A 25,738-nucleotide genomic window follows, 5' to 3' on the forward strand; every position below is an offset into this window, starting at 1 on the left:
TACAGGAGGCACCAGGAGGGTTTGACGCGCACGTAGAGCTCCTGAGCACGTCTCCTCAGGGTTCCGAACGCGCCATTCGAAGCGGCGAATCGGGCGCCCCGAAACGTTGACGGACGCCACATGAATTGCGTCACCACAATTGGTAGTTAACAGAGAATGATTACTAGACTTGCAAAGGTCTGGGTTCAGAGGACGCAGAAACTGGTTCCAACGACGTGCCGATGCACCGTGGGGCCGGAGGGACATCAAACTCATGGAAGAGGCGTATTTCAAGTGCCAGAGCAGCCAAGCCACCGTCTACCAGAGGAATTTGGCGGAAACGAGTGGCTCGTGGACGAACTGTACGAGCAGTACCAACAGGACAAGAACGCCGTTGATTCCAAGTGGTGGCCGCTTTTCGCTTCCTTCGAGGATGGGCCTGCGTCGTCCAACGGACACGCTGCCGACGTGAACCCGGCTACTCGGGAACTCCCGGTCGTCAAGGCTGCCGCTCCCCCGGCGCCTGCCGCTCCTCCTGCCGCCGCGGCCCAGCCTGCTGCCCCGGTCGCAGCCGCACCTGCAGCGGCTCCCGCTGCGCCCGCTGCGAAGAAGGCCCCCGCCACTGAAGCGCGCGACGGAGGCCGGAAAGTCGGTGCGGGCAATGGCGCCCAGCCCATCCCGGCTCAGCTGCCCAAAAACGTCAAAGCCCCTACCGCGCCAGAAGAGGACGTTGTCTCCGTCCTCCGCGGCCCGGCAAAGGCCATTGCCACCAACATGGTCTCCAGCCTCGAAGTTCCCACGGCCACCAGCGTTCGTGCCATCCCCGCGAAGCTGCTGATCGACAACCGAGTCGTCATCAACTCGAACCTCGCCCGTGCCCGCGGTGGCAAGGTGTCCTTCACGCACCTGATCGGCTACGCCGTCATCCGTGCACTCTCGCAGTTCCCTTCCATGAACGTCTTCTACGACGAGATCGACGGCAAGCCCTCCGCCGTCCAGCCAGCCCACGTGAACTTCGGCATCGCCATCGACATGCCCAAACCCGATGGCACCCGGCTCCTGATGGTTCCCAACATCAAGAAGGCCGAAACCCTCAACTTCGCCGAGTTCTGGCACACCTACGAGGACCTGATCAAGCGGGCCCGCGCCGGCAAGCTCACCGCCGATGACCACCAGGGCACCACGGTATCGCTGACCAACCCGGGCGGCATTGGCACCGTTCACTCTGTGCCCCGGCTTTCCAAGGGCCAGGCTGCGATCATCGGCGTCGGCGCCCTCGACTACCCCGCTGAATTCCAGGGTGCCAGCGAGAAGATCATCGCCCACAACGCGATCAGCAAGGTCCTGACCTTGACCTCCACCTATGACCACCGCGTCATCCAGGGTGCAGGCAGTGGCGAGTTCCTCAAGCTGGTCCACCAGTTGCTGCTCGGTGCCCAGGGTTTCTACGACGAAATTTTCGAATCCCTGCGCATTCCGTATGAGCCCGTCCGGTGGAGCCCCGACCTGCAGGTCGACCCGGCAGACCAGATCAACAAGGTTGCCCGGATCCAGCAGCTCATCCACTCTTACCGGGTGCGCGGCCACCTGATGGCGGACACCGATCCGTTGGAGTTCGTCCAGCGCAAGCACCCGGACCTGGACATCCTGACCTACGGCCTCACCTTGTGGGACCTCGACCGGGAGTGGCCCACGGGTGGCTTCGGCGGCAAGCCGATGCTCAAGTTCCGCGACATCCTGGGCGTCCTCCGCGACGCCTACTGCCGCACCACCGGCATCGAGTACATGCACATCCAGGACCCTGCCGAACGGCAGTGGTTCCAGGACCAGCTGGAGCACCCGTACTCCAAGCCGAGCCGTGAAGAGCAGCTCCGGATCGTTTCCAAGCTCAACGCTGCCGAGGCGTTCGAAACCTTCCTGCAGACCAAGTTCGTTGGCCAGAAGCGGTTCTCCCTCGAAGGCGGCGAATCGCTGATTCCGCTGCTCGACGCCATCATGTCCGACGCCGCCGACGACGGCCTGGACGAGGTTGCGATCGGCATGGCCCACCGCGGCCGCCTCAACGTCTTGACCAACATCGCCGGCAAGACCTACGCGCAGGTGTTCCGCGAATTCGAGGGCACCCAGGATCCGCGCTCCGTCCAGGGCTCTGGTGACGTCAAGTACCACCTGGGCACCGAGGGCACCTTCACGTCGGATAACGGCAAGGAAACCAAGGTCTACCTGGCTGCCAACCCGTCACACCTTGAGGCAGTCGATTCTGTCCTCGAAGGCATCGTCCGCGCCAAGCAGGATCGCCTGGACCAGGGCGAATCGTTCCCCGTTCTGCCCATCATGGTGCACGGCGACGCCGCTTTCGCCGGCCAGGGCGTGGTAGCGGAAACGCTGAACCTTTCGCAGCTGCGCGGCTACCGCACCGGTGGCACCATCCACGTGGTGGTCAACAACCAGGTGGGCTTCACCACCGCGCCGTCCTCATCCCGGTCATCGACGTACTCCACTGATGTCGCCAAGATGATCCAGGCACCGGTGTTCCACGTCAACGGCGATGATCCCGAAGCTGTGGTCCGTATTGGCCAGCTCGCCTATGAGTTCCGCCAGCGGTTCCACAAGGATGTTGTCATCGACATGGTGTGCTACCGGCGTCGTGGCCACAACGAGGGTGATGACCCCTCGATGACCCAGCCGCTGATGTACAACCTGATCGAGGCCAAGCGTTCCGTCCGTAAGCTCTACACGGAATCGCTGATTGGCCGCGGTGACATCACCGAGGAAGAAGCAGAGCAGCTGCTCCGCGACTACCAGGAACGGCTGGAGCGCGTCTTCGCGGAAACCCACGCCGCCCAGACCTCGCCCATCCCCATCATTACCGCCGACTCAGCAGCCGTCTCAGGCCTGGAGCGGCCCATCGCCCAGCAGTCCGACAGCGGCATCAACTCCCCCGCGTCCACTGCCATCTCGAAAGAGACACTGGCCCGGATCGGCCAGGCACACGTGGACGTCCCCGAGGGCTTCACCGTGCACACCAAGCTCAAGCAGCTCCTGGAAAAGCGCGAAGCAATGTCCCGTGAAGGCGGGATCGACTGGGGCTTCGGCGAACTCGCAGCGTTCGGCTCGTTGATCATGGAAGGCGTCCCCGTCCGGCTTGCCGGCCAGGACTCCAGGCGTGGCACCTTCGTGCAGCGGCACGCCGTCTTCCACGACCGCGCCAATGGCAAGGAATGGCTGCCCCTGGGCAACCTGTCCGACAACCAGGCAAAACTGTGGATCTACGATTCGCTGTTGTCCGAATACGCAGCCATGGGCTTCGAATACGGCTACTCGGTGGAACGCCCCGATGCCCTGGTTCTGTGGGAAGCGCAGTTTGGCGACTTCGTCAACGGCGCCCAGACCATCATCGATGAGTTCATCTCCTCCGCCGAGCAGAAGTGGGGCCAGCGTTCCTCGCTGGTGCTGATGCTCCCGCACGGCTATGAAGGCCAAGGACCGGACCACTCCTCGGCTCGGATTGAACGCTTCCTGCAGATGTGTGCCGAGCAGAACATGATCGTGGCGAACCCCACCACGGCCGCCTCGCACTTCCACCTGCTGCGTCGTCAGGCGTACAGCCGGCCGCGCAAGCCGCTGATCATCTTCACCCCCAAGCAGTTGCTGCGCCTCAAGGCCGCTGCCTCGTCGGTGGAGGACTTCACCACCGGAACGTTCCTCCCGGTCATCCCGGACCACGAACCGTTGGTGGCAGACACCGTCGAACGTGTCCTGCTGGTTTCCGGCCGCCTGTACTACGATCTGCTGTCCACCCGACAGAAGACCGAGGACAAGACCACCGCGATCGTCCGCGTTGAGCAGCTGTACCCGCTGCCCAGCGAAGAGATCGCCGCGGAGCTTGCCAAGTACCCCAACGCCGAGGTTGTCTGGGCGCAGGACGAGCCGGCAAACCAGGGCCCGTGGCCGTTCATGGGCCTGAACCTGCCCGATGCACTGGACCGCCGGGTGCGCTTGGCCTCCCGTCCCGCCTCGGCCTCCACGGCCGCAGGCTCCATGAAGCGCCACGCCGCTGAGCAGGATCTGCTGCTCAAGCAGGCCTTCGCGAAGAAGTAGATCCAAGCCGACCTGCCCGGCTGGACGTCGAAATGCCGACTTCCCGCCGGGCAGGTCTGTTTAATGGAACCAACGCTGCTATACAGGACCAACGCCGCTTATTGGTTCTGACGCTGCCATGAACCACCGCATCATGGCTGCCATGTCGGACAGCGGCTAGCGGCCAGGCACAGAAGTGAAGAGGAACGTGTGGAAGACAGGAAGCTGCGCATCGCAGCAGTAGGCGACGAATTACTGGCAGGACTCGGCGACCCCCGGGCGCTGGGTTGGCTGGGACGGGTGCTGGCGCGCACGCCCAAGGACGGCGTCGTGCTCGAAAGCTACCCACTTCCCTGTCCGCAGGAAGGAACCGAGGCGCTGGCGGCGCGCTGGTTCGAGGAAGCGGGCCGACGTTTCAGCCCGGAAACCGAAAACCGCCTGGTGATCGGCCTCTCCGGCCGGGACACCGAGTTTGGCCTTTCCACTGCCAGGAGCCGCCTGAATCTGGCCAACATCCTGGACACGGCCTCGCAAAACCGCATCGAGGTTTTTGTTGTTGGCCCGCCGCCCACCCTGGATCCACTCCAGAACCGCCGGCTCGATGAACTGAACACTGCCTTCGCTGACGTGTCCACGCGGCGCAAGCACCTGTACGTGGACACGTTCTCGCCGCTCCTCAACCACGAACAGTGGCGCCAGGACCTGGCAGCCAACGGCGGCACCCCTGGCCAGGCCGGCTACGGCCTGATGGCTTGGCTGGTCCTGCACCGTGGCTGGTTCCAGTGGCTGAAGATGGACGCGCCCGAATAGGCTGGCCGCCAGGTAGCCAGGGCACCGAAGCTACCTGGCGCCGTTGACTCCCCCGTCCCGGCGCCGATACGTTGAATCGACCGCACACCAACTCTCCGCTGGAGGAGCCATGTCCGATCAGACCTGGACCATCACCGAACCGCAGGCCGTCAGCCTTGATGACGTGACAGCGGTGAAACTGGGCATGATCAGCGGTCGCTTCGACATCCGCCCGCATGCGGAGCCCGGGATCCTGGTCGACATCAGTGAGGTGATCGGCGATCCTGTGGCCATCTCCCGCGTGGGCAACCACGTGGACATCAGGCACCAGCTGCACGGGCCACAAGGCTGGCTCAAGAGCCTGATGGAGACGGTGAGCCACGCAGGGGCCAACTCCGCGGTGATCCACATCTACTACCCCACGGACGCCGTGGTGGACCTTGAGGTAGGGACCGTCAGCGGTGACGGCGCCGTTGTGGGCCTCACCGGCGTGATCCGGCTCAATACCGTCAACGGGTCCCTCACTGCCGATCACACCCGTGGTGAGCTGCACATCAATACTGTCGGCGGCGCGGTGTCCGCCACAGACCATTCTGGTGTCCTCACCGCAAAGGCTGTGTCCGGCGTCGTAGATGCCTCTGGACCGATGACCCATGTCAGGGCGAGTACCGTCAGCGGAGACCTGATCTTTGGGCTCACCGGCCAACCCCAAGACATCGGCACCAACGCCGTATCGGGGAACGTGACCATCACCCTGCCCGCGGACGTCGGGGCAGATATCGTGGCCAAGGCCGCCAGCGGTGCGGTGGTGATCGAGAATCAACACTTCGCCCAGGTCACCGGAACGGTGGAAACGATTCTTGGCCCAGATGACCAATTGACCCTCATCCGCACCAACTCGGTCTCCGGCCGGACAGCGATCCTGCACGAATCCTGATGCACGGTGCTGGGTAACAGCGCCAGGACCTTGCCCAGGTCATGTGCCAGTCGCGGTTCGCGGGCACCAAGATCATGTGCGAGACTTGAGGGCAGCTCTTTTGAGTACAACAGTAAGGAGGCCAGCTATGAGCAAGCGTGCACGCAAGCGTCGTGACCGTAAGCGTGGCGGCGCGAACCACGGGAAGCGCCCCAACACCTAGGCAAATGCCAGGGACTACGGTTCAAGTAAAGGACCCCGGAAGCCAGATGGCTTCCGGGGTCCTTCGCTTTTAAGTTCTTACTGCTTAGGCGTCTACCGGGCGAATGGCATGGATCTTGTCGAGAATGGCGTTCTTGAGGTTTTCCGGAGCCGCTTCCTTGCAGGAGCGCTTCACCAGGTTGCGAATGACGCACTCGAGATCGTACTGCTCGGTGCATTCAGGACAGTCATCGAGGTGCGTCTTGATCTCGGCAATATCTTCCCTGGTCAGGGCACCATCAAGGTACTCGTAGATGCGTTGCATCCTGCTGTCGTCGCAGTCGCCCAATCCCTGGCAGTCGCTCATTTCGTTTTCTCCTGTTGGTTGCTTTCTGCCGGGTCCGCAGCGGGAACGGCCGTTTTGAATCCGCGCTCGGCGGCGTAACCGCCCAGCATGTCCCGCAACATTTTCCGGCCGCGGTGGAGCCGTGACATCACTGTGCCGATAGGCGTGTTCATGATGTCTGAAATTTCCTTGTAGGCGAAGCCTTCTACATCGGCGAAGTACACCGCGAGACGGAACTCTTCCGGAATTTCCTGGAGCGCTCGCTTCACATCGGAATCGGGCAGGTGGTCCAAGGCTTCGGCCTCCGCCGAGCGGAGCCCGCTGGAGGTATGCGATTCGGCCCGGGCCAACTGCCAGTCCTCAATGGTGTCCGAGTTTGACTGCAGGGGTTCGCGCTGACGCTTGCGGTACAGATTGATGTACGTGTTGGTCAGGATGCGGTACAGCCAGGCCTTGAGGTTGGTCCCCGGCCGGTACTGGTGGAACGCCGAGAACGCCTTGGTGTACGCCTCCTGGACCAGGTCCTCCGCGTCAGCGGGGTTCCGGGCCATCCGCATGGCCGCCGAATACAGCTGATCCACGTACTGCATGGCGTCACGTTCAAACCGCGCACGCCGCTGGTCGGTACTCTCAGTAGCGACGTCGACGCCGGCATCGGCCGATTCCGGAGCGGCAGGACTCGCCGCTGCAGCCTCAGCCGCGGCAGGTTCCGGAGCAGCCGCTTCGGTGTTAGCTGGGCTGGGCGCAACAGTGTCAGCTGCCGTCGTGCCTGAGCCAGCCGCCGTCGTGCCTGCCTGGTTTTGGCTGCCTTTGGGCGAGCTGGACGTTGCCTCGTACATGGCCGATAGGGCCGGATCCACAGTGTTCATTGCGGTCAAGTCTAGTGTCAGCCGCTGGGGCTGGGCCGAGCCGTACTCGGGCGCGTCCGCGGACAGCGCTGCAAGGACCACTGGACCGGACTTTCCGGGTTCAATCAACACCTTCGCCAAGGCCCATCTCCGCTCCGTCTGGGGCTGCCCGGCGTCTCCGGACCCGTTTGCAACAACCCTTGGCCTTCGGCAAATATTCCCCAAAAGTGCAAGACTAGAACGGACTTCCGCCGCATACGGCGCGGTTGGTCCACCCAGGAGGAAACCCATGTCCTTTATCCGCACGATCGCCCGGCCCATGCTGGCCTCCAGTTTTGTTGTGGCTGGCGTGGACAAGCTCAAGAATGCCGATGACACGGCGGAGCACCTTTCGCCGCTGCTTCGCAAAGCTGCCGCGTCCCTGCCGTTCAAGGCAGACGAGCGCGCCCTGGCCCGCGTTATCGGTGGCACGCAGGTAGGCGCCGGCGTGCTGTTTGGCCTCGGCAAGTTTTCCCGTTTCTCAGCCGGCCTCCTGACCGTCATCTCGCTCCTGAACACCTTTGTTGAGTGGCGCAGCGCGGACATCAGCACCAAGGTTGGCCGTCAGGACCGCCGTAACCAGCTCCTGAAGAACGTTTCGCTTAGCGGGGGCGCCTTGCTGGCCGCCGTCGACACCGCAGGCAAGCCCGGCCTGGCCTGGCGTGCGGAACACCTCGCGTCCGATGCCAAGAAGAACGCCTCGCACCTCGCAGCGGACGCTCGGGCCACCACCAACAAGGGACTCCGCAAGGCTGACAAGGCAGTACGCCGCGCCGTAGACCAGGCAACGGGAGCCTAAGCGCACCATGACCACCGCTGCACACCAGGCCGAGACGCTGATACCGCATTGGCCAGCACCGTTCGCCACCCGGCCCGTTGACGCCACCGTCACGGTGCCAGGTTCCAAGTCGTTGACCAACCGGTACCTGGTGCTTGCGGCGCTGGCAGATGGGCCGTCGCGCCTCCGGGCTCCACTGCACTCGCGGGACTCCGCCCTGATGATCGAGGCGCTGCGGAACCTGGGCGCCACCATCACCGAGGTTCCCGGCGAGGGCGCCTACGGCCCGGACCTTGAGGTGGTGCCGCTGGATCCCAGCGCACCTGCGGCGGCAGCGGCGATCGATTGCGGCCTGGCGGGCACCGTCATGCGGTTTGTTCCGCCACTGGCGGCTCTGCGGCAGGGAAACAGTACGTTCGACGGCGACCCCCACGCCCGGCAGCGGCCCATGGGAACCATCATTGAAGCCTTGTCGGCGCTGGGTGTTGCAGTCAGCTCACCGAGCGGTGGTACCGCGTCTGCCCTGCCATTCGTGGTAGCAGGCACGGGCCAGGTCCCCGGAGGGCACTTGATCATCGATGCGAGCGCCTCCTCCCAGTTCGTGTCGGCGTTGTTGCTGGTGGGAGCCCGATTTACCGATGGCCTGCACCTGGAGCACGTTGGCAAGCCGGTGCCCAGCCTCGACCACATTGCCATGACCGTTGCCGTGCTCCGCGAGGCAGGCGTGGTGGTGGACGACTCCGTGCCGAACCATTGGCTCGTCCAGCCGGGACCCATCCGCGCCTTCGACAAGACCATTGAGCAGGATCTTTCCAACGCCGGCCCCTTCCTCGCTGCGGCATTGGCCACCGGCGGTACTGTCCGGATTCCTGGCTGGCCGGTCAACACCCAGCAGGTAGGTGACCTCTGGCGCGACATCCTCACGGAAATGGGTGCCACTGTCACGGTGGACGACGGCGTCCTGACCGTAACGGCCGGGTCCCGGATCAAGGGCGGTGACTTCGCCGACACCAGTGAGTTGGCGCCTACGGTGGCTGCGCTGTGCGCACTCGCCGACACCCCGTCCCGACTCACCGGAATCGCGCATCTGCGCGGCCACGAGACGGATCGGCTCGCCGCGCTCGTCACCGAGATCAACCGCCTGGGCGGCTACGCTGAGGAGACCAGCGACGGCCTGGTGATCCGTCCCGCGACGCTGCATGCCGGCGTCGTGCATTCCTATGCCGACCACCGGATGGCTACCGCGGGCGCCATCTTAGGCCTGGCCGTATCCGGGGTGCAGGTGCAGGACATTGCCACCACCGCCAAGACCATGCCTGACTTCCCCCGGCTCTGGGCGGACATGCTGGCCCAGGGCGGCGCCGCCGATTTGGGCTCGGAAGGTGCACCCGTTGGCCCGCAGCACTGATTCGTGGGACGAGTCGGACGTCCGGATCCGGCCCAGTAAAAAGGGCTCCCGACCCCGCACCAAGGACAGGCCCAGCCACGATGACGCCGTCACCGGGCGCATTATCACCGTGGACCGCGGCCGGTACACCGCGGTAGTGGCTGAGGATACCGATACCGAGCGCGTGGTGATTGCTGCCCGCGCCCGCGAGCTGCGGCGCAACCCGGTCGTAGCTGGCGACTTCGTGTCCCTGGTGGGGGACGTTTCCGGTGAGCCGGACACGTTGGCGCGGCTGGTTAAAATCCAGGACCGGCGGACGTTGCTTCGCCGCTCGGCAGACGATACTGATCCGATCGAGCGGGCCGTGGTGGCGAACGCCGACCAACTGGTCATTGTGGTGGCAGCTGCCAACCCGGAACCGCGCACCGGCTTCATCGACCGGGCCCTCGCCGCGGCCTACGACGCCGGCATCGAGCCGATTCTTTTGATCACCAAGGCTGATGTCAAGGATCCTGCGGAGCTACTCGCCAACTACGCGCACCTAGATTTCCCCGTCATCATCTCCAAGACCGCCGACAACAAGGCCTCCGGCATCGACGCCCGCTCCGACGACGGCCTCTCTGCGCGGCTGGACCTTGAGGCCGTCGCCACTCTTCGCGCGTTCCTCAACGGCAACGTCACCGTCATGCTGGGCCATTCCGGCGTGGGCAAATCAACAATGGTCAACGCCCTGACAGGCGCCGAGCGGGCCACCGGTGGCGTCAACGCGGTGACGGGCCGTGGCAGGCACACCTCGTCGTCGGCGCTTGCCCTCCGGCTTGCCGATGCCCCAGCTGGCAGCTGGATCATCGATACGCCGGGGATCCGCTCCTTTGGGCTGGCCCTGGTTGATCCGGACAGAATCCTGAGGTCCTTCCCGGACCTCTCCCCCGGGACTGACGAGTGTGAGCGCGGCTGCAAGCACACAGCGGCCGCCGTGAAGTGCGGACTGGACGCATGGGTGGCCAGCGGCGATGCCGGACCCACCGGCGCAGCCCGGCTGGCATCATTGCGTCGGCTGCTTGGTGCTGATCCGCGGCTCGAGGCACAGGAGACCAAGGAACTCGGCAGCATCAACTGACGCGACCGATCTCCCAGCAGAACCGGCGCCAGACGGTAGTTTGGAACCATGATCCAAGCTGCTTCAACCTACAACGATGACCTGCGCCTGGCGCACGTGCTGGCCGACTCCGTCGATGACCAGACCATGAGCCGCTTCAAGGCCATTGACTTGCACGTGGAGACCAAGCCGGACCTGACGCCCGTCACGGATGCAGACAAGGCCGCGGAGGAATCGATCCGGGGCCAGCTGTCCCGTTCACGTCCCCGCGACGCCGTGCTCGGGGAGGAATTTGGCAGCAGTGGACATGGCTCCCGCCGCTGGATCATCGACCCCATTGATGGCACCAAGAACTTCGTCCGCGGTGTGCCAGTGTGGGCCACCCTGATCGCGTTGGTTGATGAGGGCGAACCGGTGGTGGGCCTGGTCAGTGCTCCTGCACTTGGCAAGCGCTGGTGGGCCGCGAAGGACATGGGCGCCTACATGGGCCGCTCACTCGCCTCGGCCACCCGTCTGCGGGTCTCGAATGTTTCCACACTGTCTGATGCCTCGCTGTCCTACTCGAGCCTGAGTGGCTGGAAGGAACGCGGCAACCTCGATGAGTTCCTCGGCCTCACCGAGGACGTCTGGCGGACCCGTGCCTACGGCGACTTCTGGTCCTACTGCATGGTGGCCGAGGGTTCCGTTGACATTGCCTGCGAACCTGAGCTCAACCTCTACGACATGGCTGCGCTGGTCCCCATCGTGACGGAAGCCGGCGGCCGCTTCACCTCGCTGGAGGGTGCTGATGGCCCCTTCGGCGGGAATGCACTCGCCACCAACTCGATCCTGCACTCGGAAGTACTGCAGCGCCTCAATCCGGGGCTTGACGACCTTCTCTAACTCGCTCAGCCAGCGGCGCCGCCACCTGTCCTAAGCTTGTTCGCGAAACCTGACCCTCAAGGTTCTGAGCCGCGAACAAGCCTGGGACTGCCGGGGCCACACCGTCATATTCCGCTTAACATTCCTTCTGGCCTTCGAACCAGCCCGCGGAATGTCCTAGTCTTTTCATCAGGTCACGAGTGCCAGCGCTAAACCCCGGTTTGCTGGCCGGCAACCCTCCATTCGCGGTGGGGTGCCCCGGGTGACGACCAGGCCGGTCCGGATTGGATGCGGCAAGCGCGGATTCCCTGGTGGGAGTCCTACTGACGTGAGGTCTCCATGACATCTATTGCTGTGCTTCCCGCTGCCCCTTCGCACACCAGCAACCAGGCAAGCGTCCTGCTGGACCAAAGCATTGCCACCCGCCCCTTGGCGGCTGTGACCGGCGCCGAGATCCAGGCCCCGCTAATCACCGGAGGCCAGGTAAGGTACGCCAACCTGGACTATGGTGCTTCGGCCCCGGCGCTGTCGGTGGTCTCCGCCTACCTGAACGAGATCCTGCCCTACTACGCCAGCGTGCATCGCGGCGCGGGATTCGCCTCCCAGATCAGCACGTCTGTTTACGAAAACGCCAGGACGATCGTCCGCGAATTTGTCGGTGGACGGCCCGACGATTCGGTTATTTTTACGCGCAACACTACTGATTCGCTCAACTTGCTGGCAGGCTGCCTGCCCACCGTGAACGGGGTGCCCAGCGGCGACGTGCTCTATTTGGACATTGAACACCACGCCAACCTGCTCCCGTGGCAGGCCGTCCCGCACCGCAGCGTGGTGGCGGCGGACACCATCGCCGGCACCCTCGAGGCAGTAAGGGCTGAGCTGGAGGAAGGTGGCGTCACCCTGCTGGCCGTCACCGGCGCCTCCAACGTCACGGGTGAGATCCTCCCCATTGGTGCCCTTGCCGCCCTGGCACACCAGCACGGGGCACGGATCGTGGTGGACGCCGCCCAGTTGGCCGCGCACCGTCGCGTGGACATCAGCGCCGAAGATATCGACTACGTTGCGTTCTCGGGACACAAACTCTACGCACCCTTCGGCGCCGGCGTCCTGGTGGGGCGCTCCGACTGGCTGGATGCCGGCACACCGCACCTCGCGGGTGGCGGAGCTGTGAAAGAGGCAAGGCTCGACGGCGTCAGCTGGGCCACCGGCCCGGCACGGCACGAGGGCGGCTCACCCAACGTCCTGGGCGCCGCAACGCTGGCGCGCGCCACTCAGGTGGTGGCTGCTCTGGACCTCGAACAGTGGCACGCACACGAGCAGGCTATCCGGTCATTCCTCGTGGCGGGGCTTGAGGGCATTGACGGCGTGAGCGTCCACCGGATTTTCAAGGACACCGTGGCCGAGTCCGACACCATTGGCGTGGTGAATTTCTCCGTGGCTGGCTACGACCCCGGGCTCGTGGCGGCGTTCCTGGCCGCCCAACATGGCGTGGGCCTACGGGACGGCCGATTCTGCGCCCACCCGCTGTTGAAGCGTCTTGGCCTGCCGTCGGGCTCGCTGCGGGCAAGCTTCGGCGTTGGCTCCCGGCTCGAGGACGCAGAGCGGCTCCTGGCGGGGCTCCGTGCGTTGCGAAACACGGGCCTGGGCTGGGACTACGTGGTGGACGCTGGCCGCTGGGTGCCAGCGAACGACACCCGTACCTACCCGCACTGGGCACCCAACACGCCGGGAACCGCAGGCGCTGCTCCCTGCGTCACCGACTGAGCCGCAGGTATTCGGCCGGGGATACGGTAAATTCAGGTGGTATTTGCTGGGCCTGAATGAAGGAGATTCCACGTGGCACGGGGTGGCCCGAAGCTGGGGCAGGGACGGCGCGAAGAACTGGGGCAAAGTTTCCAGGACGGCGGCGAACGCTATGAGCAGGTCAGGCCCGGGTATCCGCCGACTGCAGCAGAGTGGTTGATCCCGCACGCAGCCAAGGACGCGCTCGACGTCGGCGCCGGCACCGGGAAATTCACAGCCTTGCTTCTTGAACGCGGGCTCGTGGTCACCGCCGTGGACCCGTCGGCCGACATGCTGGAGCAGTTGGCGGTTCAGCACCCTGGTGCCGCGGCGGCGTTGGGGACGGCTGAGGCGACCGGCCTCGCTGCGGCCGCGTTCGACGTCGTCAGCGTCGCCCAGGCGTGGCACTGGTGCGATCCGGCGTCCGCCAGCACGGAACTGGCCCGGGTCCTCAGGCCAGGCGGGACGCTGGGGTTGGTGTGGAATCAGCTTGATACGTCGATTCCGTGGGTGCACCGGCTGTCCCGCATCATGCACGCGGGTGACGTCTATAAGCCCGACCACCGACCGGACGTAGGGCCGGAATTCGGCGCCCTGGAGGGCACCGTCTTCCGGTGGAGTGATGCTGTAAGCACTGCGGGCCTGATGGAGCTGACCAAGTCGCGCAGCTATTACCTGCGTGCCAACGCGGCGACCCGGGCCAAGGTGCTGGGAAACTTGGACTGGTACCTTCATGATCACCTGGGGCACTCGGAGTCGGACGTCCTGGAACTGCCCTACCTGACGCTGGCGTGGCGGGCCACCAAGGCCTCACCAGCGGCAGGCCAGCAACCGGTAGGCTTGAACCTGTGAAGACCAGCCCGCCATCGTCCTCGATCGAGGACTACGTCAAGGTCATCTATTCGTTCACCGAATGGCAGGACAAGCCCATCACGTCCTCGCAATTGGCCCAGCGGCTGGGTGTTGCGAACTCTTCAGTCTCCGAGATGGTCCGCAAGCTGAAGGACCAGGGCCTGGTGGACCATAAGCCGTACAGTGCCATCACCTTGACTGCGGCGGGCAGGCGGTTGGCATTGTCGATGGTGCGGCGGCATCGGCTCATCGAAACCTACCTGGTGCAACAACTCGGCTACAGCTGGGATGAAGTCCATGATGAAGCTGAGCTGCTCGAACACGCCGTCTCTGAGACTTTCGTTGAGCGCATAGCTGCCGTGCTGGGTGAGCCGGAACGGGACCCCCACGGCGATCCAATTCCCACGGCCACGGGTGAGGTTTTCATGCCTGACGCGCACCTCATGGGCGAGCTGGATCAAGGTCATACGGGCCGGATCATCAGGATCAGCGACGATAATCCTGAGCTGCTGCGCTACCTAGCTGCCGAGGAAATTGATCTGGATGCCGATGTGGAAGTGGTGGGGCGCAAACCCTTTGGCGGCGCCTTGATGGTCCGGGTGCGGACAGCTGGCCAGATGCGTGACCATGACCTGGCGGACGAGGTCACGTCAGCGCTGTGGGTGCAGAGCGATTCCCCACACGTGGGCTGCCTGCTCACGAAAGACTGACCATGAGCGCAATGCCACCGACTTCTGCGTGGTGGGCAGTCGCTGTTGGTGGCCTGGTTGGCAGTGAATTGCGGTATGGGCTGAGCCTCGTGTTCCCAGACGCACCCGGCGGCATCCCCTGGGCAACGCTCTGCATCAACGTGCTGGGTAGCTTCGTATTGGCCGCCCTGACCACCTACTGGCTTCGACGCCCCCAGGTTTCGTTCTGGCTCCGGGCTGGGCTGGGCCCTGGACTACTGGGGTCCTTCACGACTTTTTCGGCTGTCGTCTTTGCCACCGACCAGTTGGCCAAAGCAGGACTGCACGGAGTGTGGCTGGCCTACCTTGGGCTGTCTCTCCTGCTTGGGCTCGGGGCTGCCGCCCTAGGGTGGCGCATTGGTGGCCGGATACCGCTGAGAGGTGAGCCGTGACCGCCGCGCTGCTCGTAGGACTCTTTGGAGTGGCCGGGGCGCTGCTCCGCTTCGGTATTGATGCGTGGTTCACTGCCCTGGCCGGCAAGCGCGCGGCGGGTGGCGCGCGGACACGCGGCGCGCAGCACTGGCCGTGGGCGACCTTGGTGGTGAACGTCGTGGGCTCAGTGATCATTGGCGCCGCGGCGGGCATCACCTTACGGCTGGGACTCTCCTCGGACTGGCAGCTCGGGTTGGCCACGGGATTGGCTGGCGGGCTAACCACCTTCAGTTCCTGGACCACCGCCACCATCAAGCTGCTGACCGAGCGCCGCTACGCTGCCACTACCGCCAACATCGGCGCGAACCTGGTGCTCGGCCTTGCCGCTGCTGCAGTAGGAATGGCCATAGTTCGGTAGCTGGGCGGACTGGCCTGAACTGAGGCTGATTGTTAGGGCCGCTGGTGCGTCCCTGAATCCCGCCGGGAACCGATTTGGAACACTCACGTAAAGTTGATCCTGATGATCAGCAGACGTGACGCGGCAATTGCCCTCGATGTACCCCTGGAAATGGCCCAACGCCATGGCCTGCCCAAATGGATGAGTGAGGCCGAGCTCGGCTCGATCTTAGACGCCCCTCCCCCGTGGTTGGTGCAGTCCCGCGCCAACCGGACCGGCAAGCGGCCGGTGTGGGTCCACTTGGTGTGCGCCGTCTGTGGCTACGAGGAAGCTGCGCGGCCCAAGAAGTGGTGGCCTGACTTCACCTTTGTTGCCTGCGAGCACCACACCAAGGATGAAGTCCCCGAGCGTCCCACTGGCGCAGTCCGGTCCAAATTTGAGGGCGTTGAAACCCGGTTCGTGGGTGTGGTGGACGTGGCTACGGAGGCCTAAGACGGCTGGCTATGCGCTGGGGTCGGTGGTTGTCCGCTTGAAAATCCACTTCTTATAGAGGAAGTAGTTCCAGACGGTGGTGATGATGGTCGCGGTCGCCTTGCCAACAATGTAAGACCAACCAACAGCGTGGAAACCAGTCACCAGTACTTCCGTGACAAGGATATTGAACACAACTAGTGCCAGGTACTTGGCGGCACTCGTGGCTCCGTGGCTGTCGGAACGGAATGTGAAAAGCCTCTGGAGCAGAAAATTGAAAACGAGGCTGGTGACGAAGGCGATCGGCGTGGCAATAGCCAAATCCACACCGACGACCTCGTGCAGGATGACCAAAAGCCCGAGGTCAAGGGCAAACGAGAGGCCACCCACAAGAAGGAATCGGATCACGGAATGCTCATAGAGCCGGACGGCCAAGGACCGAAACAAGCCCCTCTTTGTGCCTGTTGCCTCGGACGGTAGCGGCGGCGCAGTGGATGCCGCAGCAGCCGCAGATGCTTTATTGGGGCGCATTCGCGCTTGGTACCTTCCATTGGACGCGGAGATTCCGGACAGTAGATAGCCGGGCTCCTAGTAAGATAAATTATCATGAGCATCGCCCCCTCGAAGATTCCCGCGCAGCGGCCCGGTTCCCGTTCCAACAATCGCAAGACGCCAAAACCGCTCAGAATACTTTTTGCGTCGTGGTTGATCTTCGGACTTCTCGGCAGTATCTGGGCCCTCGCATCTCCGATTATGTCCATTCCTGACGAACCAGCGCACGCGATCAAGGCAGCAGCCGTCGCCAGAGGCCAGATCTCCGGCACAGACTCCGGCGTACAGGGCGAACGGCTCACAGTCACCGTGCCCGGGTATATCGAGGCGCTCAATGGTCAAACCTGTTACGCGTCCAGGACCGACCTCACAGCGGCTTGTGCCCCTCCCCTGGACGCCAATGACCGCGGTGCAACATCGGCCCAGACCAGCGCCGGAAACTATAACCCGCTGTATTATGGCTTGGTTGGGCTTGCCAGCCGCGGTATCAGCGGCGACGCAGCTGTTTACGGCATGCGCCTGCTCAGTGTATGGATGTCGGCATTTTTCTTGGCCGCTATGATCTCCAGCGCTTCATCCCTGCGCCGCCATGTGTTGCCCGTTGCTGCCGCAGCTGTTGCCGTCACGCCGAATGTGCTGTTCCTCTCGGCAGGCATCAATCCTAATGCACTCGAGATCGCCACCGCAGGCAGCCTATTCATTGGATTGTGCGCTGTTATGGAAAAGAGCCGGGACCTGTCGACTGCACGGCTCCAAATCTGGCTGGTTGGACTCTCCGGCGCACTGCTGGCCTGCACCCGCCCCATATCGCTGCTCTGGTTGGCCATCGCGGTGGTCTCCGCAGTCCTGGCTTACGGCCTACCCGCCCTTTGGCGTGTTCTTTCATTCAAAGGAACGTTCCTGCCTTTGGGCCTCGTCGTTGCGTCCAGTGCTTTTGCCCTGTGGTGGCTTGTCTCCGCGAAGAGCCTCGACAGCCTCCTGGGCGGCGCGCCGATCCCAGCAGACGTGTCGGCAGTCAGCATGCTCGACCATACATTTATATACGTTCAGCACTATGTCGGAGTGTTGGGTTGGCTGGACACGCTACCGCCCCCCGCCGTTCTCTTCACGTGGGTATTTGGATTTGCCGTCGTCCTATTCACAGGGATGACGTCGCGGCCGGTTCGGGGCCGCTGGTCTGTTGCCCTTCCGACCCTTGTAGTCCTGATCGCCCCGATTGCCCTACAAGCTTCCGTAAGCGAACAGCTCGGCCAGATCTGGCAAGGTCGCTATATTCAGGCCATTCTCGTAGTGCTGCTCCTGGCGTGCGGCGTCGCTGCTCGGTTCCGGCCTATCATGCGGACTCCTCGCACGGAGTCAATCATTCGCTGGAGCATCGTGCTCGGGTCATTGGGCCACGTTTACCTGTTCCTCGAGGGCTTGAGGCGGTACACCATCGGAACGGCAAATGGCCGCGTTAACTGGAGCGAGATGTTCGAACCAGCCTGGCAGCCGCCTCTCACGTGGCAGGGGCTTACACTGCTCTATGTTGCACTCCTGGTAGTGGCCGGAGTCTGCCTCTATCGACTGCTATGCAAACCCCAGCGCCAGCAAGTGCGGCATGCTAGGCCTGCAGGACAGCTGCTCAGTGATCGGGTAGCGGAGCCGGTCGCGCCCACCTCATAGCCTCGCAGGGCTCTGGCGCAGACATGCCGGGGCGGGGCAATTCTCGACAAGGGACGAACGGCACCTTGCTGGCTGGAGGACGCCTCCGAAAAGGGCAAAAAAACACCCCGGTCCGAAGACCGGGGTGTTTTTGTATGAACTCGACTCATCCGTGAAGGATGTCTCGACTCATCACAAAGTGGAGATGGGGGGAATTGAACCCCCGTCCGATGTTGTGTTGTCAGGGCTTCTCCGGGCGCAGTTTGCTGCGGATTTACTCGGCCCCAGCCATGCCGCAAACAGCTGGCTGATCCGGGCCCAGTCATCTAAGAGTCCCGTTTACCCCGATGACGGAGGCAAACAGCAGTGGCTATCTAAATGACGCCAGGATCCGGGGCAATAGCAACCTCGGGCTGACGGACTGTCTTACTGCTTAGGCAGCGAGAGCGAAGTCAGTGCGTTTTGATTCGGCACTTATTGGTTTGCAGAAAGCGTTTACGAGATAATTCTGCATCCTCGGCCCGCTTCACCTGTCGCGACTAACACCGTCGAAACCGATCATCCCCGTATTGTGTTTTCAAACCAGCGGGCAAGCCCACTGGACTACCTATACTAACGCATGTTGCGCCAGGTGCATTCCTGGTCGCGGCCAGGCTTAGCGGCGGCGGTTGCGCTCCCGCATTTCGCGCTGAGCTTCGCGGTTGTCCTGGTGCTCGCGGAGGGTCTGGCGTTTATCGTATTCGCGCTTGCCACGAGCAACACCAATCTCCACCTTGGCCCGGCCGTCAACGAAGTAAAGCTGCAACGGGACGATCGTGAAGCCGGACTCCCGAACCTTATGGGAGATCTTGATGAGTTCCTCACGGTGCAGGAGTAGCTTGCGTCGACGTCGGGCTGCATGGTTGGTCCAACTGCCCTGGTTGTACTCCGGAATGTGGATGGATTCCATCCACAGTTCGTCGTTGTAGAACGTGCAGAAACCGTCCACCATGGAGGCGTGGCCCTCGCGCAGGGACTTCACTTCTGTCCCCATCAAGGCGATACCAGCCTCATAGGTGTCCAGCACCAAGTAATCGTGCCGGGCCTTGCGGTTGGTGGCCACGACTTTACGGCCACTTTCTTTGGGCACGGGGATGCTCCTCAATCTTTACGCTGTTGACCCCGGAGCCTCATGCCGCAGGGTCATACCAGTGTACGGCAGCCTTACAGCAGTCCCATCGGGTTGACGGCCTGGCCGTTGACCCACGTTTCGAAGTGCGCATGGCAGCCGGTTGAGTTACCGGTGCTACCGGAGTACGCGATCAGTTGGCCCTGCGAGACGCGCTGGCCGTTCGAGACCACAATGCTGGCATTGTGGTAGTAGATGGTGTTCAGGGTGTTGCCCTGCAGCAAGCCGTGCGAGATTTTGACCCGCCAGCCGCCGCCGTCGGCCGAATTCCAGCCGGAGCTGAAGACCTCACCTGCGGCAGCCGCGTAAACGGGAGTGCCGCAAGGCGCCCCGAAGTCGATGCCGGTGTGCATGTAGCCTCCGGTGCCGTAGAAATCGATGGTCCCCGGCGGGGTGGCCCGCCAACCAAAGCCGGAGGTGATGGGGACGCTGGACGCGAACGGATGGCGCAAGCCGAAGGCCGACGGCGATCCAACCGGGGGGACAAACGTCTGCACCGGCGGGGCGGGCTGATTCGCCGCGGCGGCTGCAGCGGCGGCCGCCGCCGCAGCTTCGGCAGCAAGCCGGCGTTGCTCAGCTTCCCAAGCCTCGCGAAGTTTCCGGTCGCGCTCTTCGATCTCGGCGGCAACAGCGTTTTGACTTGCCTGCACGCCAGCCAACTGGGCCTGGATACCAGGCTTGGCGGCCTGCAGCTCGGCGTCAAGCCGAGATGTGTCGGAGATCAACTGGTCCACCTGGGCTTTTTTGGACTCGGCTTCGTCCCGCGCAGCTTTTTCCCGTTCCAGGGCAGCGTCTGCCTTGGCCTTCAGGTCCTTGATCTCCTCCTCAACGGCCTGCAACCGGGCCTGGGAGTTGACGTTGGTGGCGTTCTGTTGGGTGAGCTTGTCCATGGCAGCGTTCTGGCTGCGCATTGCCTGGTCGGCCAGGTCCATGGTCTCCGTCAGACTTCCGCCACTGTTGGAGCCAAAGAAGAGCGACAGGTTGGACGGAACTCCGCCGGATTTGTAGGCCTGGGTTGCGATCTGCCCGATCAGCTTTTTGGTGTCGGCGATCTTCTGTTTGTCGGTTTCCATCTGTTGGGTGATCTTGGCTTTGTTTTGCTGGGCCATGTCCACCCGGGCTGACAGCGCTTCGACTTCCCTGACTGCACCGGCTACGCGACCTTGTGCCTCGAGGAGTGCCTGCTGTGCGCCGGGCAGTTGGCCCTGGTAGATCACCAGGTCGCCGGCAGCTTTGGCTATGCGGGAATCGACGAACTCAAGGGACTGCTGGACGCGGGCAGCTTCAGCTTTGAGGGCCTCCTGCTTGTCTTCCAGATCGTCAGCCAGCGCAGCCGGGCCGGACACGGAGAGTCCGGCAGCCATGATGAGGGCAAGGACGCCACCAACAATCCCGGATCGACGGCGCGCCGCACCCGTGTCCTTGGTTCGGCGGCGGAGGTGGTGATCCGAGAGATTCATGGGGATTCCTTGATCGGTGCGCATAGTCAGACGCGCAGGTATCTACGGAGGGTCAGGAGCGAAGATATTCCAGCCAGGCCGGCGCCCAGCAGTAGCAGGGCAGGCGCAAGGATCAGCGTCTGGCTTGAAGAAATAAAGGCAGTGTCCGGGTACTGCTTGGCCATGAAGTCGCCCAGGAAGAAGTGCGCGACAGCCCACAAAGTGGCCGAGGCAAGGGCCGCACCGATGACTGCGGCAATCACACCTTCCAGAATGAACGGCAATTGGATCACCATCTTTGACGCGCCCACGAGGCGCATGATGCCCGTCTCGCGGCGCCGACTGAAGGCCGATAGCCTGATGGTGGTGGCGATCAGCAGGATGGCACAGACGATCATCACCCCGGCGATGGTCACGGCTACCAACGATGCACCGTTCATGACGGAGAACAGCCGTTCGAGGAGTTGGCGCTGGTCAATGACTGTTTCCACGCCCGGCTGGGAGGCGAAAGTCTCGCTGATGATCTGGTACTTTTCCGGGTCCTTCATATTGATACGGAAGGATGCGGGCAGCTGATCGGGCGTTACGGAGTCCACAATCGGCGAATTGGAGAACTGCTCCTTGAAGTGCGAGTATGCCTCCTCCCGCGACTCGAAGGCAAAGTCATTGACGTATTGGCTGACCGCTGGCGACTTCAGAAGAGCGCTGAGGCTGTCCTGCTGTTCCGGGGTGACCGGACCGCCCGCGCAACTGGCCGCCGTCGAGCCGTCACTGCAGAGGAAAACGGCAACCTGGACTTTGTCGTACCAGTACCCCTTCATCTGGTTGATCTGCATCTGGAGCATGCCTGCGGCGCCAACGAAGGTTAGGGAGACAAACGTGACCAGGATGACCGAGACCACCATGGACACGTTGCGGCGCAGGCCGCTGCCGATTTCGCCGAGGATAAATGCGAGCCTCACGGGGCCACCTCGCCCTCAGTGGACGTGCCCGGCTGGGCTTCGTCCCGACCACTGGCATCCTTGAGTCGTCGAGACTGGCCGACGACGGGAATCATCGACGTGTAGAGCGCCTTGCGCTCATCCCTGATAACCACACCGTTCTTGAGTTCCACCACACGCTTGCGCATCTCGTTGACGATGTCGTCGTCGTGCGTGGCCATGACCACTGTGGTGCCGTTCTGGTTGATCTTGTCGAGGACACCCATGATGCCCATGGACGTTGTGGGGTCCAGGTTACCGGTGGGTTCGTCGGCGAGCAGGATGCCCGGCCGGTTGACCACGGCCCGGGCGATGGCGACGCGCTGCTGCTCACCGCCGGAAAGTTCGTGCGGCATCCGGTGCCCTTTGCCGTCGAGGCCCACAGTTTTGAGAACCTCGGGGACGGTGTCGCGGATGACGCTGCGGCTACGGCCGATGACCTGCATGGCGAAGGCAACGTTGGCGAAGACGTTCTTCTGCGGCAGCAGCCGGAAATCCTGGAAGACGACGCCGATGCCGCGGCGGAGCCTGGGAACCCGCCAACTGGAGATCGTGGCGACGTTCTGACCGGCCACGTAGACCGCACCGGAGGACGCCCGGTCCTCTTTCAGGACCAGGCGGAGGAACGTGGATTTGCCCGAGCCGGATGCGCCGACCAAAAAGGCGAACTCGCCGCGTTCAATCTCAAGGGTGACCGAGTCCAGCGCAGGCTGGGCTTTTTGGTCATAGACCTTTGTGACATTCTCGAATCGGATCATGACCCTAAATACCCTGCAGGCATGGCTGATCTATGCAGCCCAGTTCTGCAGCCGGTGCACGGGTTTCGTGTGGGGGATTATGGCCCCGGCCCCTCGACTATACGCAGTGAAGCTGGGATGGAACTCCCAGCTCGGGGCGTGTCGCGCGGTGGAATCGTCCCAGTGGGCGCCTTGTTCTACTTTTCGGCGTTGCGGTTGTCGGTGCGCCAGCGGATGCCGGCATCGATGAAGTCGTCGATCTCCCCGTCGAAAACGGCTGAGGTGTTGCCGACCTCATGTTCCGTTCGGAGATCTTTGACCATCTGGTAAGGGTTCAGGACGTAGGAGCGCATCTGGTCACCCCAGGAGGCTTTGACATCGCCAGCAAAGGCCTTCTTTTCGGCGTCTTCCTGTTCCTTTTTCAACAGCAGGAGCCGCGACTGGAGCACGCGCATGGCCGCAGCACGGTTTTGCAGCTGGGACTTCTCATTCTGCATCGACACCACAGTGCCGGTGGGAAGGTGGGTCAGGCGGACCGCGGAGTCGGTGGTGTTGACCGACTGACCACCGGGGCCGGAAGAACGGAACACGTCAACGCGGATCTCGTTGTCCGGGATCTCGATGGTGTCCGTCTGCTCGATCAGCGGGATGACCTCGACGGCGGCGAAGGAGGTCTGCCTGCGGCCCTGGTTATCGAAGGGGCTGATCCGGACCAGCCGGTGCGTGCCGGCTTCGACGCTGAGGGTACCGAAGGCGTAGGGGGCTTTGACTTCGAACGTGGCCGATTTCAGCCCCGCCTCTTCGGCGTAGGACGTGTCCATGACGGTGGTGGGGTAGCCGTGGCGTTCGGCCCAGCGGAGGTACATCCGCATCAACATTTCGGCGAAGTCTGCGGCATCGACGCCACCAGCGCCGGCGCGGATGGAGACGACGGCCTCGCGTTCGTCATATTCGCCGGAGAGGAGCGTGACCACTTCCAGGTCCTTGAGGGCCTTACGGATGGATTCCAGTTCCGTGGCCGCTTCGCCCATGGAGTCGGCGTCGTCCTCGTCTTGACCCAGCTCAACGAGGACCTCAAGGTCATCGATCCGTGATTCGAGGCTGGTGAGACGTTGCAACTCGGATTGTCGGTGCGAGAGCCGCAACGTGATCTTTTGTGCTGCTGCGGGGTCGTCCCACAGATCCGGCTCCCCCGCCCGTTCGCTGAGTTCAGCGATGTCCTCGCGGAGCGCCTCAACGTCAGTGACTCTCTCGATGGAGGAGTAGGTGCCGCGGAGCGCGCGGATTTCAGCAGAAAAATCAATAGTGGCCATGGTGGTTTAAGCCTACGCTATGTCGCGAAACCGACAGGAATGCTGGACGATTGCGGGTCTCCGTCATCGGGTAAGTTGCGATCGCGCCGTGGAGGTTACGGAGATACTGAATCCGTCCGGGACCAGGAAATTGATGATGGGCGGATGGACGGCGGCCGTCAGAATCACAACGGCGGTTGCGCCGTCTGGTGTTCCAGTTTCACCGGCGACGGCGAGCGCATCAAATCGCTGCGATGCGGGGCTGTTGGCGAGGAATTCCTGGGCGGTATTCCGTACCCTGTCGGCGTTCAGGACAGCGGATGGCCGGCCCGATGTGGCTGCCACCTCACCCAAGGTGAAGCTGTCGGCGGCGGCGATCGCGGCGCCATCGGCCAAGGAAAGCAGCCGCTTGTGCTCTAGGTAAAGGGACGTCACGGCTAACATCACCGTGGCCACCAGAAGGGCTATGGCCACGTAGCCAATGGCAAGGACCATGATCTGCCCGTTTTCGTTGTCCCCGGATTCAGGTGTTGCGAGCGTCATCGGTACCTACCGACCACTTGCGTGGCCGAGGCCTCTACCTCGGTTGCACCAAGCCGCAGGGCGTTGTTGAACGGAATGAAGGGCAGGGGCACTGCAAGCCGGACGGTGAGCGTCACGCTGGAACCAGCTTTGCTGCAATCCGCCGGAGCGCAGCTGGTTTGGACCGTGGCCTGGTCGATTCCGTGCCCAAAGTCGGCGAGCGCCACGGCGACTGCCTGCTCCGCAGCGGCTTGGGCATCGACAGCGCGAGGTTGGGCAACGTAAACCTTGGCGGCCTGGTCGGCAGCACCAACCACCGCGAACGACGCACCTTGGACTTGACCGGCCGTGATGATGAAATACACCAGCGGGACCATCAACAGGACAGACAGAAACGTGAACTCGACAATGGCGCTCCCCTGCTGGTTGTCTGCCTCATCGCCACGACAAAGGACAACCGCGAGCCGACTCCTTCGCGGCTTTCCTGCATTATCAGCGCTGGATGGCAGCATGGCCACGAACCTCAAGTGTTCCTTGCGGGCCAATCAAGCCGATAACCGGTGTGGGTGCCCGGACGATGATTTCAAGGGTGCGCATCCCCTGATACGTGGCCTCCGTTGAGCTGACTTCGGCTGCGAAGTCCTGGTTCAGGGCCGTGCCAATCAACGCCCGGGTCCGTTCCTCGGCGTCGCCAGCAGTCCTGTCAGCCAGGGTTCCGTAGCGTGCCCCCGAAGCCGCAGCGTCGATCAAGGTGTTGCGAACGTGGAGTACGAGCGCCAGCTGCACGATCGCCACGAAGAAGACGGTGAGGAGGCTGCCAACCATGACAAAGTCCACGACGGCGGCGCCAGACTCACTGTTTCGGGCACCGCTGTGCTGGCTGGGGTCGCCGTACTTCTGGGGCTTGCTGTTACAGTTCCGGGCCGGACCACCGTCCTCATTCTGGCCGAGGTGCCCGTTGCCTTCAGCAGCGTCTGAAGGGTGATCGCAGTTGCGGTTCCGCACCGGACCGCCGTCGTACGCTGCACCACTGAACCGGCCCGAGGGCTGACGCATGGCCTATCCGCCCACCGTGTCCATCGCTTGGTTGAACATGGATTCAAGGGCCGGCCCGGCGACCGCAAGAAGCGCAGCTACCAATACAGCGGACATTAAGGTGATCATCACCCACCCGGGCACATCGCCGCGTTCCGACGGGTCATCAGCGGAGTTGCTTGCGGGCATGGTGGCCGAGAGCCGTGCAGAAACGGTGGTGCAGAACGCCAGCATGGCGCGGATTCCGATGTCTTTCATGAGTAGTCCTCTTCTTGGTGGGCGGAGCTGGCAAGGCAGCCATCTCGAGTGGTCTGGTATGAGGTTCCTGGGCGGGCCGTCATCGTCTAGAGCCCAAGATTGATGGCGGCGAGACCAGGGAAGACTGCAAAAATGACTGTCAGGGGAAGGACGCCGAAGACGAGCGGGACCCCACTAGTGATCTTT

Annotated in this window: 27 protein-coding genes, 1 other RNA gene, 1 pseudogene and 1 riboswitch; of the genes and pseudogenes, 15 read left to right on the forward strand and 14 right to left on the reverse strand. The window is 63.2% G+C overall.

Going from position 1 to position 25,738, the window contains the following annotated elements:
* Positions 1 to 273: 273 nt before the first annotated feature.
* From PSET11_RS10790 to PSET11_RS17175, 4 genes are all read left to right on the forward strand, one after another.
* Entirely contained in the window at positions 274 to 4,080 is a 3,807-nt protein-coding gene (locus tag PSET11_RS10790; protein WP_124092170.1) for a multifunctional oxoglutarate decarboxylase/oxoglutarate dehydrogenase thiamine pyrophosphate-binding subunit/dihydrolipoyllysine-residue succinyltransferase subunit, read from the forward strand.
* Positions 4,081 to 4,269: 189 nt separating this feature from the next.
* Complete coding sequence (locus PSET11_RS10795; protein ID WP_124092172.1) at positions 4,270 to 4,869, forward strand: GDSL-type esterase/lipase family protein; 600 nt, start codon at positions 4,270 to 4,272, stop codon at positions 4,867 to 4,869.
* A 109-nt stretch (positions 4,870 to 4,978) separates the two neighbouring features.
* Positions 4,979 to 5,785, forward strand: coding sequence for a DUF4097 family beta strand repeat-containing protein (locus PSET11_RS10800; protein ID WP_124092174.1), 807 nt, complete (start codon positions 4,979 to 4,981; stop codon positions 5,783 to 5,785).
* 127 nt (positions 5,786 to 5,912) lie between these two features.
* Entirely contained in the window at positions 5,913 to 5,987 is a 75-nt protein-coding gene (locus PSET11_RS17175) for a 50S ribosomal protein bL37 (protein WP_369299106.1), read from the forward strand.
* 84 nt (positions 5,988 to 6,071) lie between these two features.
* Here PSET11_RS17175 and rsrA read toward each other — a convergent pair whose 3' ends face one another.
* Both rsrA and PSET11_RS10810 read right to left on the reverse strand, forming a co-directional pair.
* Entirely contained in the window at positions 6,072 to 6,332 is a 261-nt protein-coding gene (rsrA, locus tag PSET11_RS10805; protein WP_124092175.1) for a mycothiol system anti-sigma-R factor, read from the reverse strand.
* Complete coding sequence (locus tag PSET11_RS10810; protein ID WP_124092232.1) at positions 6,329 to 7,261, reverse strand: sigma-70 family RNA polymerase sigma factor; 933 nt, start codon at positions 7,259 to 7,261, stop codon at positions 6,329 to 6,331. Before PSET11_RS10810 ends, rsrA begins: the two co-directional genes overlap by 4 nt.
* A gap of 187 nt (positions 7,262 to 7,448) precedes the next feature.
* Between PSET11_RS10810 and PSET11_RS10815 the strand changes: the two genes are divergently transcribed.
* The 10 genes from PSET11_RS10815 to PSET11_RS10860 all read left to right on the forward strand — a co-directional run bounded on the left by PSET11_RS10815 (position 7,449) and on the right by PSET11_RS10860 (position 15,946).
* Complete coding sequence (locus PSET11_RS10815) at positions 7,449 to 7,997, forward strand: DoxX family protein (protein ID WP_124092176.1); 549 nt, start codon at positions 7,449 to 7,451, stop codon at positions 7,995 to 7,997.
* Positions 7,998 to 8,004: 7 nt separating this feature from the next.
* Positions 8,005 to 9,384 (forward strand): 3-phosphoshikimate 1-carboxyvinyltransferase, encoded by a 1,380-nt coding sequence (aroA, locus tag PSET11_RS10820; protein ID WP_124092178.1) that lies wholly within the window; start codon positions 8,005 to 8,007, stop codon positions 9,382 to 9,384.
* A complete protein-coding gene (gene rsgA, locus PSET11_RS10825) occupies positions 9,368 to 10,483 on the forward strand; it encodes a ribosome small subunit-dependent GTPase A (protein ID WP_124092180.1) in 1,116 nt (371 codons plus the stop codon). Before aroA ends, rsgA begins: the two co-directional genes overlap by 17 nt.
* 48 nt (positions 10,484 to 10,531) lie before the next feature.
* Complete coding sequence (gene hisN, locus PSET11_RS10830; protein ID WP_124092182.1) at positions 10,532 to 11,344, forward strand: histidinol-phosphatase; 813 nt, start codon at positions 10,532 to 10,534, stop codon at positions 11,342 to 11,344.
* Positions 11,345 to 11,515: 171 nt separating this feature from the next.
* A riboswitch (SAM riboswitch) is annotated at positions 11,516 to 11,629 on the forward strand.
* Positions 11,630 to 11,662: 33 nt separating this feature from the next.
* Positions 11,663 to 13,087, forward strand: a complete 1,425-nt coding sequence (locus PSET11_RS10835; RefSeq protein ID WP_124092184.1) for an aminotransferase class V-fold PLP-dependent enzyme — start codon at positions 11,663 to 11,665, stop codon at positions 13,085 to 13,087.
* A 72-nt stretch (positions 13,088 to 13,159) separates the two neighbouring features.
* The gene (locus PSET11_RS10840) at positions 13,160 to 13,957 is read left to right on the forward strand and encodes a class I SAM-dependent methyltransferase (RefSeq protein WP_124092186.1); all 798 of its coding nucleotides are present in this window, start codon (positions 13,160 to 13,162) and stop codon (positions 13,955 to 13,957) included.
* On the forward strand, positions 13,954 to 14,667 hold the full coding sequence (locus PSET11_RS10845; RefSeq protein ID WP_124092188.1) for a metal-dependent transcriptional regulator: 714 nt from the start codon (positions 13,954 to 13,956) through the stop codon (positions 14,665 to 14,667). The genes PSET11_RS10840 and PSET11_RS10845 overlap by 4 nt, the downstream gene beginning before the upstream one ends.
* Before the next feature lie 2 nt (positions 14,668 to 14,669).
* Positions 14,670 to 15,077 carry a fluoride efflux transporter FluC gene (locus PSET11_RS10850; protein WP_124092190.1) on the forward strand — a complete coding sequence of 136 codons (408 nt, stop codon included), beginning with the start codon at positions 14,670 to 14,672 and terminating at the stop codon, positions 15,075 to 15,077.
* Positions 15,074 to 15,475, forward strand: a complete 402-nt coding sequence (locus PSET11_RS10855) for a fluoride efflux transporter FluC (RefSeq protein WP_124092192.1) — start codon at positions 15,074 to 15,076, stop codon at positions 15,473 to 15,475. Before PSET11_RS10850 ends, PSET11_RS10855 begins: the two co-directional genes overlap by 4 nt.
* A gap of 102 nt (positions 15,476 to 15,577) precedes the next feature.
* Complete coding sequence (locus PSET11_RS10860; RefSeq protein WP_124092194.1) at positions 15,578 to 15,946, forward strand: hypothetical protein; 369 nt, start codon at positions 15,578 to 15,580, stop codon at positions 15,944 to 15,946.
* Between the two features lie 9 nt (positions 15,947 to 15,955).
* On the opposite strand, the gene PSET11_RS10865 is transcribed toward PSET11_RS10860, so the two are convergent.
* Entirely contained in the window at positions 15,956 to 16,333 is a 378-nt protein-coding gene (locus tag PSET11_RS10865) for a GtrA family protein (protein WP_238989121.1), read from the reverse strand.
* 198 nt (positions 16,334 to 16,531) lie between these two features.
* On the opposite strand from PSET11_RS10865, the gene PSET11_RS10870 reads away from it, so the two are divergent.
* Positions 16,532 to 18,142, forward strand: coding sequence for a DUF2142 domain-containing protein (locus PSET11_RS10870; RefSeq protein ID WP_124092198.1), 1,611 nt, complete (start codon positions 16,532 to 16,534; stop codon positions 18,140 to 18,142).
* A 176-nt stretch (positions 18,143 to 18,318) separates the two neighbouring features.
* Here PSET11_RS10870 and ssrA read toward each other — a convergent pair.
* The 11 genes and pseudogenes from ssrA to PSET11_RS17180 form a co-directional block, all read right to left on the reverse strand.
* Positions 18,319 to 18,687: a transfer-messenger RNA gene (gene ssrA, locus PSET11_RS10875) on the reverse strand.
* Positions 18,688 to 18,776: 89 nt separating this feature from the next.
* A complete protein-coding gene (gene smpB / locus PSET11_RS10880) occupies positions 18,777 to 19,250 on the reverse strand; it encodes an SsrA-binding protein SmpB (protein WP_124092200.1) in 474 nt (157 codons plus the stop codon).
* A 74-nt stretch (positions 19,251 to 19,324) separates the two neighbouring features.
* Positions 19,325 to 20,749 (reverse strand): M23 family metallopeptidase, encoded by a 1,425-nt coding sequence (locus tag PSET11_RS10885; protein ID WP_124092202.1) that lies wholly within the window; start codon positions 20,747 to 20,749, stop codon positions 19,325 to 19,327.
* A 26-nt stretch (positions 20,750 to 20,775) separates the two neighbouring features.
* On the reverse strand, positions 20,776 to 21,690 hold the full coding sequence (ftsX, locus tag PSET11_RS10890) for a permease-like cell division protein FtsX (RefSeq protein WP_124092203.1): 915 nt from the start codon (positions 21,688 to 21,690) through the stop codon (positions 20,776 to 20,778).
* Positions 21,687 to 22,466: a cell division ATP-binding protein FtsE gene (ftsE, locus tag PSET11_RS10895; protein ID WP_124092205.1), complete on the reverse strand. Its 780-nt coding sequence runs from the start codon at positions 22,464 to 22,466 to the stop codon at positions 21,687 to 21,689. The genes ftsX and ftsE overlap by 4 nt, the downstream gene beginning before the upstream one ends.
* 176 nt (positions 22,467 to 22,642) lie before the next feature.
* Positions 22,643 to 23,758: a peptide chain release factor 2 gene (gene prfB / locus PSET11_RS10900; RefSeq protein WP_124092207.1), complete on the reverse strand. Its 1,116-nt coding sequence runs from the start codon at positions 23,756 to 23,758 to the stop codon at positions 22,643 to 22,645.
* A 63-nt stretch (positions 23,759 to 23,821) separates the two neighbouring features.
* On the reverse strand, positions 23,822 to 24,280 hold the full coding sequence (locus PSET11_RS10905) for a pilus assembly protein TadG-related protein (RefSeq protein ID WP_238989122.1): 459 nt from the start codon (positions 24,278 to 24,280) through the stop codon (positions 23,822 to 23,824).
* Complete coding sequence (locus tag PSET11_RS10910; protein ID WP_124092209.1) at positions 24,277 to 24,771, reverse strand: hypothetical protein; 495 nt, start codon at positions 24,769 to 24,771, stop codon at positions 24,277 to 24,279. The genes PSET11_RS10905 and PSET11_RS10910 overlap by 4 nt, the downstream gene beginning before the upstream one ends.
* The gene (locus PSET11_RS16910) at positions 24,752 to 25,096 is read right to left on the reverse strand and encodes a TadE family protein (RefSeq protein WP_282432691.1); all 345 of its coding nucleotides are present in this window, start codon (positions 25,094 to 25,096) and stop codon (positions 24,752 to 24,754) included. Before PSET11_RS16910 ends, PSET11_RS10910 begins: the two co-directional genes overlap by 20 nt.
* Before the next feature lie 222 nt (positions 25,097 to 25,318).
* Positions 25,319 to 25,552 (reverse strand): hypothetical protein, encoded by a 234-nt coding sequence (locus PSET11_RS10920; protein ID WP_124092213.1) that lies wholly within the window; start codon positions 25,550 to 25,552, stop codon positions 25,319 to 25,321.
* Positions 25,553 to 25,638: 86 nt separating this feature from the next.
* A pseudogene (locus tag PSET11_RS17180) lies at positions 25,639 to 25,737 on the reverse strand (type II secretion system F family protein); the annotation flags it as partial.
* Between the last annotated feature and the right edge of the window lies 1 nt (position 25,738).

This window comes from Arthrobacter ulcerisalmonis (assembly GCF_900609065.1).
In the GTDB taxonomy this organism is placed as follows: Bacteria; Actinomycetota; Actinomycetes; order Actinomycetales; family Micrococcaceae; genus Arthrobacter; species Arthrobacter ulcerisalmonis.